The organism is Leucobacter sp. CX87, assembly GCF_018682295.1.
Lineage (GTDB): Bacteria > Actinomycetota > Actinomycetes > Actinomycetales > Microbacteriaceae > Cx-87.
On sequence record NZ_JAFIRI010000005.1, the window covers coordinates 138,223 to 150,084 of the forward strand.

An 11,862-nucleotide genomic window follows, 5' to 3' on the forward strand; every position below is an offset into this window, starting at 1 on the left:
ATTTTGGAACCAACTACTGCAATCAAGGTTGAAAACGTTACGAAACGTTTTCTTATTCAGCATGACCGTTCCCTCAAGGAGCGGCTACTCAGGACCAATTCGCAGGCCGCGAAGGAAGAGTTCCTCTCCCTTGATTCTGTGAGCACTGAGGTGCGCCTAGGAGACACCGTTGGGCTGATTGGTCACAATGGCTCTGGCAAGAGCACGCTACTGAAGGTCATTGGCGGAATTCTCGAGCCAACGAGCGGGCGGGTGCTTCGTCGCGGGCGGCTAGCCGCGCTGCTTGAGCTCGGGGCGGGTTTCAACCAGGATCTGACCGGACGCGAGAACATCTTTCTCAACGCGGCGATTCTCGGGCTCACTCGTGCCGAGACCCACAGGTACCTCGACTCGATTATCGCCTTCTCAGAGCTCGAGGCCTTCATCGACACTCAAGTGAAGTTCTACAGCTCCGGTATGTACGTGAGGCTTGCGTTTGCGGTCGCGGTACACGTGGACCCGGATGTGCTTCTGGTTGATGAAGTTCTTGCCGTAGGAGACGAGCCATTCCAGCGGAAGTGCTTGTCGAGAATTAGCGAGTTTCAAGCTGAAGGGCGAACCATCGTTCTGGTCAGCCATTCAGCGGATCAGATTGCGAGCGTCTGCAATCGTGCAGTAGTTCTGGACTCCGGAAAAGTTGTACACGACGGCGAGGTCGGTCTGGCGATCCGTGTGCTTCGAGACACCTTCGAGTTTCGCGAGGCGCTGCGAGCGGAGAAAGCCGGGAAGACCCCAGCGATGCAACCGACGGTTGAGGTGCTTTCGCTCGCGGTCACCAATTTGGACCGAGATCACATGGCAGCCCTGACGCAGGTTGGCGACACTCTGCGGGTATCGATTGAGGTGGAAGTGCACCGCTCAGGTCCCTGGATGTGCGGGATTAACTTCAGCACTCCGCTGGGACACTCTGCCTATCGCGCTGACACCAACGTGCTTCCCAAGCCCTTGCCACAGGAACCGGGGCGTCATCGCATTGAGTTCACGATTCCTGGGGTGAACTTCGGGGCAAGCCGCTTGAAGCTAGACGCGGCAGTTGCGTCGCTAAGCGGTGAGGTGTTTCACGAGTACGTCAATGACTGGGATATCAACATGCCGCCGGATCTGGTGGGGCAGGGGGATATGCAGTACGCAACGACGGTCACGGTGGACTAGCGAAACTTGTTCGCCTGGGCGGTTCCGACGGCCCTCCGGTCGGCTCCGCCTAGAGTGACGATCTCGCCGGCCGGCGTAGATCCCGAGCGCGCCATTCGGATACGGCAATTCCAAGCTGGCCCGTCCAATCCGACTCGTCCTCTTCGAGCATGAGGTCGCCCGAGCGGTACGCCGAGAGCAGCGCCTGAATTTCGTCCGGATGGATCCCTTGACGCTCCATGCCGATCGTGTTCACCCCGTGAATGCGAGCTGGTGAGCCGAACGCCTTGACGAACGGGGGCAAATCCCGCGCCAGCGGGGTTCCCATCCCGACCATGGAACCTGTCCCGACAAACGTGCGTTGGTGAATGGAAGCGTTCATGCCAATGTTCACAAGGCTGCCGATGACGCAATGCCCGCCGATACTCACTCCCGCGCTAATAGTGCTTCGATCACCAACTGCTACGTCGTGAGCAAGATACGCGCGGTTGAGCACCCATGCGCCTGCGCCAACCGTGGTCGGGCGGTGGGTGCCTTGGTGAATGACAGCGGACTCGCGGATAACCGCATGGCTTCCGATGACGACTCCAGCATGTGCGAGTACACCTGTCCAGGCCGCGTTCTGGGTGCGATCGGTCACCTCAGGAGGCGCGCCGATCTGTGCTCCGGCGCCAATAAACGCATCATCGCCAATGGAGCAGGGGCCAAGTAGGACAGCATGCGGCCCGATAGAGACTCGCTCACCGATTTCAACACCGGGCCCAATGAATGCGAGTGGGCTGATCTGTGAGCTATTCACTACTGCGTTCCAGGGAGACGGACCTGCCGGTTCGCGCGGATTCAATTGCCGCTTCGCAAACGCGCAATACCTCGAGGCCGTCGCTCAGAGTTACGGCTTCACTGGGGGCTCCAAGAATGAGATCCCGGAACGCCTCATGCTCTGCTCGCAAGGGCTCGCGCTTGTCCAACGCGAACCGAGTGACGGTGCCTTCGCTCACCCCGCGAAATGCGGTGACCGCGTCCCAGCTGCTGGTGAGGAGTCCGTTCTCGTAGAAGGTCAAGTCGGCGGTGAGGGTGTCTGCAATGAATGCCCCGCGCTCGCCGGTGACGATCGTGAGTCGTTCCTTGAACGGAGTCAACCAGTTCACCAAATGGTTGGTGATGGTGCCGTTCGCCAGCTTCCCAGAGATGGTGACCATGTCCTCGTGCTCACGCCCACTGCGAAATGCAGCGTGCGCGGCTACCTGTGAATAGCTTGAGCCAGCTAACCAGGACGTGAGGTCGATGTCGTGGCTACCGAGATCCTTCACGACGCCTACGTCGGCGATTCGCGCTGGGAAGGGTCCTTGTCGGCGAGTGTGGATCTGATAGACCTCGCCGAGTTCCCCCTTTCGAAGTCTCTTGCGAAGCTCCACAAGCGCAGGATTGAATCGTTCAACGTGGCCAACCGTGCCTACGAGACCGTTCTGGTCGAAGGCCGCTGCGAGTCGCTCGCCAGCGGCAATGGAATGCGCAATGGGCTTCTCGATGAGTGTGTGAACCCCCGCCTTCGCCAAAGCGAGGCCGACTTCCTCGTGGAACTGAGTGGGGACAACTGCCACGGCAGCGTCAATCCCAAACTCAATCAGTTCGTGCACAGAGTGGAGCAGGGGCAGATTGCCGGCGACGCCGTGGGGGTCACCCATCGCATCTGCGACGGCGACAAGCTCCACGCCCTCAATATCGCGAGCGACACGTGCATGATGGCGCCCCATCATGCCGAGACCAATGATGCCCAGCCGAATGCTCATGTTTCAAGTCCTCCAGAGTTGATGTGAGCCGAACCGCTGGACCCCCGACTGAGGAAGCGGAATCTTCAAGTGAGTGTGTTGCCTAGTCCCGCGGGGGCTCGGCGCGTTGTTCGATCAGTCGAGCTTCCATGAGAGCGACCGCCCGTGCTAGCTCAGTCGTCCGCGCGTCTCGTCGCGCTTGGGCCCGAACCGTCGAAACCGCGTACAGCAGCGCGGCAATCATGAACAAGTACAGCAACAGGTCGGTTCCCCTGCCGATACCCAAGAAGTGCGCGATTGCGGTGAGGGTGTTCGGGAAGATGATCGCAAGAATTGCCGCCGCCACAAACAGCAATGTCAGGAGCCGCTTGATCGCGAGCGAGCGGTCGCCGGGCATGAAGCGCGTGGCCAAGAATGCGCTCGCACAGACCGCCACAATGAGCAGGAACTGAAAGATTGTCATTGCTGCCTCTACCGGATAATGAGGTCGATGAGAATGTTGACTGAGTTGAGCAAGGACTGGCCCTTCGCTTTGGAGTAGTCCGTATAGATCACCTCGACGGGGTGTTCGACGTAGGGAAGTTTCGTGCGGCCGAGTTGGACCACAATCTCAGTGCCGTGTGCCATACGGTCTTGCTTGAGGTGAATACGGCCGACAGCATCGCGGCGGAGCACCCGTAGCCCGTTGTGGGCGTCCGTCAAGTTCGTGTGCGTTGTCCAATTAGTGACGGTGACTGCGGTCTTCAAGACCAATCGCTTGAGCACTCCCGGCTTGGTCCGGTCATCTAAGAAGCGTGACCCGAAGACAATGGCAACGTCCTCGGCTCGAGCGCGATGCAACATCGCTACCGCGTCAGTCACGCGATGCTGGCCGTCAGCGTCGAAGGTGACGACAAATTCTGCCTCGTGGGACAGTGCAAACTCAAAACCTGTCTGCAGGGCGGCCCCTTGCCCCAGGTTGATGGGGTGTGTCACCACTCGAGCCCCGGCGGCGGCGGCGGCGGCGCCACTGCCGTCGCCCGAACCATCATCGATACAGACAACGTTTGCAAATGAACGACGCAATTCAGCGACGACATTGTGAATTACGGTAGCTTCGTTGTACAGCGGGATTACCACCCACGTGTCACCATTTCGGGACTCGAGAGGCGAATCTTGTGCTGCTGCAAAGTCCATGGGCCCATTCTTGCAGACTGGACTGTGTGCTTACGGCATAGCGCGGCTCAACATTTTACGTCGGCACACCGTGCTCGCCACTATTCTAATTGAATGTGACCTCGACGCCCAACTGAATTCATTGGGGGAGCGGTGTTAGCGGGAAGGAATCAAATGGGCCGGATCAAGCGAACCGTTGCCTCATTGGGGTGCGTCCTCGCACTCGTCTTGGGGCTTTCGGTTACTACGGGCGAGCCGGCGCAGGCGGCACCAGTTGAGGGATTCCAGCCGGGCAACATCATTACGGACGGGCTGTTCTACGACGGCAGGGCGATGGAGCCCAGCGAGGTGCAGTCCTTTCTCAACGAACGAGTGCCGCGTTGCACTATCGGAGACCCCGGACGACTGCCCGGCGCTGTGTATGGCAACAATCGCGTGGCCGCGCAGTGTTTGAGAAACTTCTCTATGGCTACGCAGAGCAAGCCAGCGAACCCCTATTGCGCAGCCTATGCGGGTACTGCGAGCGAGAGCGCCGCTCAGATCATTACGAAGGTCGGACAAGCGTGCGGCATCAGCCAGAAGGTGCTGCTGGTGATGCTCGAGAAGGAACAGTCGCTGATTTCCGATAGCTGGCCGTTCCAACGCCAGCTCGACGTGGCGATGGGCTATGACTGCCCGGATTCGGGGCCAAACTATGGGGCGAACTGCAACCCGGCCCAGATCGGCTTCTTCAATCAGGTGTACAAGGCCGCCTGGCAGCTCAAAGTGTACAAAGCCCAGCCGAACAGCTACAACTACCGGCCTTACCAGAACAACAACATCCTGTGGCATCCCAACCCGGGGTGTGGCACGTCGCAGGTGTACATCGAAAACTCTGCAACCGCCGCGCTGTATATCTACACCCCGTACCGCCCGAACCAGGCGGCCCTCGACGCGGGATGGGGGACGGGCGACGCGTGTTCCACCTACGGGAATCGAAACTTCTATAACTTCTACAAGGGGTGGTTCGGTGACCCGAGGGGCATCCCGGTCACCGGAAAAATAGCGACACTCTGGAATTCGTATGGCGGGGCGAGCGGGATCTTTGGTCCGCCATCTCAGCCCGCGAAGTATGTGGCAAATAACGGAGGCGGTTACGTTCAAGAGTTTGCCGGAGGAGTAATTCTTCTGGAGAACTTGGGCGGAAACGCGACGGCAATGTCCACGGGTGCCTTCCTCACGAACTACCGAGCCGCCGGCTTTGTCAGCGGATCCTGGGGCTGGCCCGTGGGTATGGCGAAATGTGGTCTGCCCTCGGGCGGCTGCACCATGGCGTTCCAAAAGGGAACCGTTGCATTCTCCGCGGCAACCGGCTCGTATCTGGTTCCGAGTGTGCTGACCAATGAGTGGACTCGAATCGGAGGAGCGGCGAGCGCACTCGGCTATCCGATCGCAGCCGCTGAGATCGGTACGTCCGCAGTTCTTCAGCGCTATACCGGGGGGCTGCTTGTTTGGGGCCCGGATTCAGGGGCGCGAGAATTTGACTCGAGATTCCTCGATGCATGGCGAAGCTACGGTGGTGTCAACAGCAGCCTCGGAGCACCGGTGGGAAGCTCCGCGGTCGTTGCTGGCAATGGCGGGGGCCTGACCTACGAGATGAGCCGAGGCACCATCTATCAATCGCCGCTGGGTTCGTTTGCGATGGAGTTCGGTGCGTTCCGGTCGGGCTATCTCGCGGCGGGTGGTCCTGCGGGCTCTTGGGGTTGGCCGGCGCAGAAGGCTGCGTGTGGTTTGACCGGGGGCGGGTGCTACATGGGATTCCAGCATGGAATTGGAATGTGGTCGACCGGCACGGGAATGGTCCTGGTTAACCAGCCTTCGTTTGACATGTGGAACCAGGTGAAGGGGTCTATCGGTTACCCAACGAAGCCTCCGGTGCTGCTCTCGGAGAACGGCGGGGGTGAGGTGCAGGAGTTCACTCGGGGAACGGTGTGGACGTCGCCGCTGGGTTCGTTTGCGATGGAGTTCGGTGCGTTCCGGTCGGGCTATCTCGCGGCGGGTGGTCCTGCGGGCTCTTGGGGTTGGCCGGCGCAGAAGGCTGCGTGTGGTTTGACCGGGGGCGGGTGCTACATGGGATTCCAGCATGGAATTGGAATGTGGTCGACCGGCACGGGAATGGTCCTGGTTAACCAGCCTTCGTTTGACATGTGGAACCAGGTGAAGGGGTCTATCGGTTACCCAACGAAGCCTCCGGTGCTGCTCTCGGAGAACGGCGGGGGTGAGGTGCAGGAGTTCACTCGGGGAACGGTGTGGACGTCGCCGCTGGGTTCGTTTGCGATGGAGTTCGGTGCATTCCGGTCGGGCTATCTCGCGGTGGGTGGTCCTGCGGGCTCTTGGGGTTGGCCGGCGCAGAAGGCTGTCTGCACAGCCGTCGCTTGCGAAATGAAGTTTCAGCGTGGGACCGCGTCGTACTTGGACGGAAAGATGAGCTTCCGCTAGCGCGACGCCGCGATCGTCACCCAAGAACACTCGGTACGCTTGACGTTGCAGCTTAACGAAGCACGCATCACGAGAATGAAGGGCGCGAGATGACCTCGGAGTTCATACCTGCAGCGAGACCGATTATCGGAGACGACGAGCGTTCCGCCGTTGACCGTGTCATGAGAACAGGAATGATCGCTCAGGGTCCAGAAGTTGCAGCATTTGAGAAGGAGTTCGCGGCTCATTTTGCGCAGGGCCGACCGACTGTCGCCGTAAACTCTGGCACCAGTGGCCAGCATCTCGGGCTTCTCGCCGCCGGCGTCGGACCCGGCGATGAGGTGATCGTCCCATCGTTCACCTTTGCGGCCACAGGAAATTCAGTGGCCTTGACTGGGGCAACCCCAGTCTTTGTGGACATCGAGCCCACCTACTTCACCCTGTCACCCGAGGCAGTGCGTGCCGCAATTACGCCGCGTACCAAGGGGATCATGCCGGTACACCTCTACGGACACCCCTTCCTCGCGGATGATATTTCGGCGATCGCTCGAGAACACGGGCTGCACATCTACGAGGATGCCGCGCAAGCACACGGCGCGAGTTGGTCAGGACGCCCCGTCGGAACACTCGGCGACTTCGCGATGTTTAGCCTGTACCCCACGAAGAATATGACTGCGGGTGAAGGCGGAATGGTGGTGTGCGCGAATGACGACCTGGCGCGCAGCGTTCGCCTTCTGCGCAATCAAGGAATGGAAACTCAGTATGCCAATGAGGTGATTGGCTTCAACGCGCGCATGACCGACATCCATGCAGCTATCGGACGGGTGCAGCTCACGAAAGTAGATGGCTGGACCCAGCGACGCCAGCAGAACGCAGCGATGTTGAATGCCGGACTCTCCGAGATCGCTGGAGTAATTCTGCCAAAGGTTGCCCCTGGCGCGGTTCACGTCTATCACCAATACACGATCCGCGTCGATGCGTCGGAGCGGGACCGCATTCGTGCGGCTTTGCGCGACGAGCATAAGGTCGGTTCTGGTGTGTATTATCCGATCCCCAACCACCGGCTGCCTTCGCTCAATCGATTCGCGCCGGGGTTGCATCTGGAAGAGACCGAGCGGGCTGCGAGTGAGGTGTTGTCCCTGCCGGTACATCCATCATTGACTGCAACTGACCTTGAGCGAATTGTGGCGGCCATGGATGCCGTCTGCGGCGCCGGGGCGTAGCGAGAATCATGCGCGTGTCGATCGTTACTCGCATCTTTGCGCCCGAGGCAAGCGCTGCATCGTTTCGTTTGGGCACGCTTGCAAAGTCATTTGCTCGGGCGGGACATTCTGTCTCGGTCAAGACTGTCTTGCCTCCACGAGCACTGCGTGGGACAGCAAAAGACTCCGGAAACCCATTTCCCATAACGAGGTTCCCCGTCCTCCGCGACCGATCAGGTTACGTTCGGGGGTATCTGCAGTACCTGTCGTTCGATGTTCCATTGTTCTTCCGAGTGCTCCTCGGCCCAAAGCAAGACTTGTTCATCGTTGAACCGCCGCCCACCACAGGCTTCTTTGTTCGCCTCGCTGCGGCTTTGCGGCGCACTCCCTATGCCTACTATGCGGCCGACGTTTGGTCAGATGCGGCAGCTTCAACTGGCGCATCGCCCGCGGTGGTGCGAGTGGTTCGAGCCATGGAACGCTTCGCCATGTCTGGCGCATCGCAGGTGCTTTCCGTTAACGCTGGTGTGACAGATCGTGTGCGCTCGATTGCACCTCGGAGCACTGTCGTCACCGTCGGCAATGGCGTGGACACCGAGGTTTTCAACGCCGAAGGTGAGGGCGCTCTCGATGGGAAGGTCGCGATCTACCCTGGCACGGCGTCGGAATGGCAAGGTGCCGTCATATTCATTGAGGCATTGGAACAAATCCTGCCTGAGGTCCCGGAGGCCAAGATCGTATTCCTCGGCCAGGGGAGTGACTGGCCCGCGCTCCAAGAAAGGTCCGCCTCGTTACCGCCAGGGAGCGTGGTGTTTACTCCATCAGTTCCGCCAGAACAGGCCGCAGTGCTGATGAGAGGCGCAGCCACAACGCTCGCTTCGCTCAGGCCAGGGACTGGCTATGAGTTCGCCTTCCCGACGAAGGTTTTTGCGTCATGGGGATGCGGTACCCCGGTAATATATTCGGGGCCCGGACCAGCGCGGGAATTCATGTCGACGCATGCAAGCGAAGCGAGGCTCGGGATCGCCTGCGAGTACGAGGTGGGTAAGGTTGCCGACGCACTGCGGCAGGTATTCACGGAGGAGCACGCCGGCGCGGATGAACGCCAGCGGACCAGCGAATGGGCGAGTCGCAATGTCAGTCTTGACGCGGTCGCCGCTCGCGTTATTCAGGCCGTGGCTTTGTAAACGATCGACCCTGCAGTCGGAGTCGATGCTCACGAGTGGGCCCTTGCAAGATGCCCGTGAAGCGGTTCAGGAATACGATTCGCGCCCAAGATCCATCAGAGTGAAACGGAGTAGATCATCGAGCCCACGGCGCACCGGGTGGCTGGCCCAACGAGAGTTGGCTATTTCGACACGCTTCGAGCGATTGCAATTGTCGCCGTGGTGGTGCTCCATACTGCCGCGTGGAATTGGTACATTTTCCCCGTCGATTCGAGGGATTGGCAGGTCCTTAACTGGATTGATAGTGCGGTGAGATTCGCGGTACCTATTTTCTTCATGATCAGTGGGGCGCTATTTCTGGATCCGGGGCGATCCGTTAGTTTGAAATCGCTACTTCGCATAAGAATCCCTCGTATCGCGATTGCCTTTGCCTTTTGGTCCGTGTTTTACGCGACAGTCACGACCTTCGGCCCGGGTGGAACTGGGTCGCTACGGTCGTTGATCGGGCAGATATTTGTGGGCCACTACCACCTCTGGTTCTTGCTCGCACTTGGGGGGCTGTATCTCGCGACTCCCCTGCTACGAAAGATCACCGAGGACCGAGATGTGGCGTGGTACTTCGTCCTTCTCGCGTTCGTTTTTGCGGCGGTGCTTCCGCTGGTTGCACAGATTCCACTGATCGGGAAGCTGGTTGGGAAGCAGCTGGAGACGATGCAGCTGGATCTAGTCTTGGGATACAGCATCTATTTCGTGCTGGGGTACCTGCTCAGTCGGCTGCACCTCTCCGCGATTTGGCTTGCAGTGGTGCTTTCGCTCGGGGCAGTCGGCGTGACAGTCACAGCAGGCGGGACCTCGTGGCTCTCGGGGCGCGCTCACGAGCCGATCTCGACACTCTACGGGTATGTCACACCCAATGTCATTCTTGTGTCAATTGCGGTGTTTCTGGGAATCAAGGCCTGGAGTGAGCGCCCTTCGGGAGCGAGATTCGCGAACTGGCCAGTTGTCTCGTATCTCGCGAAGTACTCGTTTGGCATCTTTCTCGTTCACCCGCTGTTTCAATGGGCCTACACCGGGTTAGGTATCACGACTGATTTTGCTTCACCGCTGATTTCTGTGCCCATCCTTGCCGCGATGATTCTTCTGCCGAGCGCGCTCTTGGCTGCGCTCATTCAAAGAATTCCGGTTATCGGAAAATACATCGCGTAGGCCGTCCGTGACGGGCCATGTGGCACCCCCTGTCGGTAGACGTCAGTCTGGTTGAGATTCGCGTGGTGGGGTTGCAGGCAAGGGAGCGCTGGTGACTCCCGCCCGAGAGTGAGCCGTAGGGGGTGTTGAAAATAAGTCACTTCCTGGCGTCCAGGTGTCAGCAAGGAATTGGTGCGCCCAGATTCCCATGGGCGTGCCACCTCGCATGATTTCTCTGCGAATATCGCGTTCGCTTGCTTCCCCCGAGAACGCCTGAAACCCCATGGGGTGATGCGCGACGGCGCGAGATCTGGCCGCTCGTTCCGCAAGCGTAAGCAAACCGACTCGCCTGAGACTGGACTTGATGAGCTCTCTTCGAGCAGGCTTCATCTGAGTGGGAGCGAATGTGCCAATTGTTTCCCCGGTGGCCCGCTGGTAGCGACGGGAGACGTATCGCTGGTACCAGTCACGGTCCTTTGCGGGAGCAGTGGCGAAGTCTTCCCAAGCCTCGAAGACGGCAGCGTCAAGCATCGGCAACGCCCAGGCGTACCCAAAATGCTCGTACCCCCGCATCGAATTATTGATGTACTTCGTTTGGCGCTCGAGAATATTCCAGTTCTCAAGAGCCTCGAGTCGAGCCCGGGCACTGTTGTCATAGTCCAGTCTGTCCAGAAACCGCTCAAATTCGTCCCGGAACCGTTCGCTGCGCGAAAGCACGGGATTGGCACTAATTCGAGCGTGATGGTGCACCATGAGGTCGAAGAGCTGCGAACGAGAAACCTCCTGTGGGAGGTCCACAATGTGCTCGTCGTGCATGTTCCCCACAACCGTGTGGCCCGCGAGGAATACCGCATCGTCGGCAACGAGGCCTCGTCTGCGAAGCTCGCGCACCGCGTACCAGTCTTGAACGTGAGGCAACGAGGCTCCGGCGTAGCTATCTCCCACAAAAGCCTTCGCCTCGTCGCTTCGCCAAGCTTCGCGCAATTCCTCTACCGAGTACTGAATGAACTCCCACCGTTGTCCAAGCGCGGCCGACACCTTGCGGCTGATGGCGACTTCGCTGGTCTCGCCCACTCCGTAGGTAAAGTTCACTACGTTGTGATGCCCGAGGTCGTGCAACGCTATTGCCAGCAGCCGTGAGTCAAGCCCTCCGCTGAGTGGAATGACAATCTGTCGGTCACCCACCCAATTCAGCATTCGGGAAAATGCGATGTCAAGCCCGTCGGTGAAGCGCGCATCCAAATCAGCGTCGGTAGAAAGGTTCCGGCCGGTGTAATGCAGGCGACGGTAGAATTCCTGCGTCTGCTCGCCATTCTGGTCAACAGAGACCCATTCGCCAGCCTGCACTTGCGTGATCTCCGTGAAGAGGGTGCGCGCGCCGGCAACGTACCCGAGCTGCGAAAACTCAAGCTGGGCTTCAGGGTCGAGGGTGCCTCCGCCGACTGCGCCCCGTGCCGCTGCAATGCTGTCGGAAACGGTGATCGTCCGACGCGAGAGCGCGCTGCGTCCCGCCGTCAACCTTGCAATGAACAGTGGTCGGCTCCGTATCGGGTCCTGAATCAGCGTAATGCTGTCCGGGCGCTCCACGATGGCGGCCCAGTGCCCGCCCATGCGGGCGAGCTTCTCCGTGTCGAGTGCTTCGGCGGCGGCCACGAGCCCCAGCTCATCGTCGGGGATTCCCCACACCCGCACGGTTGCGTTTGGCGTTGGGTAGCTTGCCCATTGGGCATCAGAGAGTTCTAAGAATCGATCCAGCAC

10 protein-coding genes are annotated in these 11,862 nt (G+C 59.7%); 5 read left to right on the top strand and 5 right to left on the bottom strand.

Going from position 1 to position 11,862, the window contains the following annotated elements:
- Positions 1-3: 3 nt before the first annotated feature.
- Complete coding sequence (locus tag KOE53_RS07800; RefSeq protein ID WP_188058044.1) at positions 4-1,191, top strand: ABC transporter ATP-binding protein; 1,188 nt, start codon at positions 4-6, stop codon at positions 1,189-1,191.
- 49 nt (positions 1,192-1,240) lie between these two features.
- On the opposite strand, the gene KOE53_RS07805 is transcribed toward KOE53_RS07800, so the two are convergent.
- The 4 genes from KOE53_RS07805 to KOE53_RS07820 all read right to left on the bottom strand — a co-directional run bounded on the left by KOE53_RS07805 (position 1,241) and on the right by KOE53_RS07820 (position 4,115).
- Positions 1,241-1,969 carry an acyl-ACP--UDP-N- acetylglucosamine O-acyltransferase gene (locus tag KOE53_RS07805; protein ID WP_188058045.1) on the bottom strand — a complete coding sequence of 243 codons (729 nt, stop codon included), beginning with the start codon at positions 1,967-1,969 and terminating at the stop codon, positions 1,241-1,243.
- Entirely contained in the window at positions 1,962-2,960 is a 999-nt protein-coding gene (locus KOE53_RS07810; protein WP_188058046.1) for a Gfo/Idh/MocA family protein, read from the bottom strand. The genes KOE53_RS07805 and KOE53_RS07810 overlap by 8 nt, the downstream gene beginning before the upstream one ends.
- A gap of 82 nt (positions 2,961-3,042) precedes the next feature.
- Positions 3,043-3,402: a DUF2304 domain-containing protein gene (locus tag KOE53_RS07815; protein WP_188058047.1), complete on the bottom strand. Its 360-nt coding sequence runs from the start codon at positions 3,400-3,402 to the stop codon at positions 3,043-3,045.
- Between the two features lie 8 nt (positions 3,403-3,410).
- Positions 3,411-4,115 carry a glycosyltransferase family 2 protein gene (locus KOE53_RS07820; protein ID WP_188058048.1) on the bottom strand — a complete coding sequence of 235 codons (705 nt, stop codon included), beginning with the start codon at positions 4,113-4,115 and terminating at the stop codon, positions 3,411-3,413.
- A gap of 153 nt (positions 4,116-4,268) precedes the next feature.
- Between KOE53_RS07820 and KOE53_RS07825 the strand changes: the two genes are divergently transcribed.
- The 4 genes from KOE53_RS07825 to KOE53_RS07840 all read left to right on the top strand — a co-directional run bounded on the left by KOE53_RS07825 (position 4,269) and on the right by KOE53_RS07840 (position 10,125).
- Positions 4,269-6,572, top strand: coding sequence for an LGFP repeat-containing protein (locus KOE53_RS07825; RefSeq protein ID WP_188058049.1), 2,304 nt, complete (start codon positions 4,269-4,271; stop codon positions 6,570-6,572).
- A gap of 89 nt (positions 6,573-6,661) precedes the next feature.
- Positions 6,662-7,774 carry a DegT/DnrJ/EryC1/StrS family aminotransferase gene (locus KOE53_RS07830; protein WP_188058050.1) on the top strand — a complete coding sequence of 371 codons (1,113 nt, stop codon included), beginning with the start codon at positions 6,662-6,664 and terminating at the stop codon, positions 7,772-7,774.
- A gap of 8 nt (positions 7,775-7,782) precedes the next feature.
- On the top strand, positions 7,783-8,940 hold the full coding sequence (locus KOE53_RS07835; RefSeq protein WP_251364224.1) for a glycosyltransferase family 4 protein: 1,158 nt from the start codon (positions 7,783-7,785) through the stop codon (positions 8,938-8,940).
- A gap of 138 nt (positions 8,941-9,078) precedes the next feature.
- A complete protein-coding gene (locus tag KOE53_RS07840) occupies positions 9,079-10,125 on the top strand; it encodes an acyltransferase (protein WP_188058052.1) in 1,047 nt (348 codons plus the stop codon).
- Positions 10,126-10,167: 42 nt separating this feature from the next.
- On the opposite strand, the gene KOE53_RS07845 is transcribed toward KOE53_RS07840, so the two are convergent.
- Positions 10,168-11,862 carry an asparagine synthase-related protein gene (locus KOE53_RS07845; protein ID WP_188058053.1) on the bottom strand — a complete coding sequence of 565 codons (1,695 nt, stop codon included), beginning with the start codon at positions 11,860-11,862 and terminating at the stop codon, positions 10,168-10,170.

Bases quoted from the DNA above. Each gene is read 5' to 3' on its own strand.
- KOE53_RS07810 (WP_188058046.1), bottom strand. From the start codon at position 2,960: ATGAGCATTCGGCTGGGCATCATTGGTCTCGGCATGATGGGGCGCCAT.
- KOE53_RS07815 (WP_188058047.1), bottom strand. From the start codon at position 3,402: ATGACAATCTTTCAGTTCCTGCTCATTGTGGCGGTCTGTGCGAGCGCA.
- KOE53_RS07820 (WP_188058048.1), bottom strand. From the start codon at position 4,115: ATGGACTTTGCAGCAGCACAAGATTCGCCTCTCGAGTCCCGAAATGGT.
- KOE53_RS07825 (WP_188058049.1), top strand. From the start codon at position 4,269: ATGGGCCGGATCAAGCGAACCGTTGCCTCATTGGGGTGCGTCCTCGCA.
- KOE53_RS07830 (WP_188058050.1), top strand. From the start codon at position 6,662: ATGACCTCGGAGTTCATACCTGCAGCGAGACCGATTATCGGAGACGAC.
- KOE53_RS07835 (WP_251364224.1), top strand. From the start codon at position 7,783: ATGCGCGTGTCGATCGTTACTCGCATCTTTGCGCCCGAGGCAAGCGCT.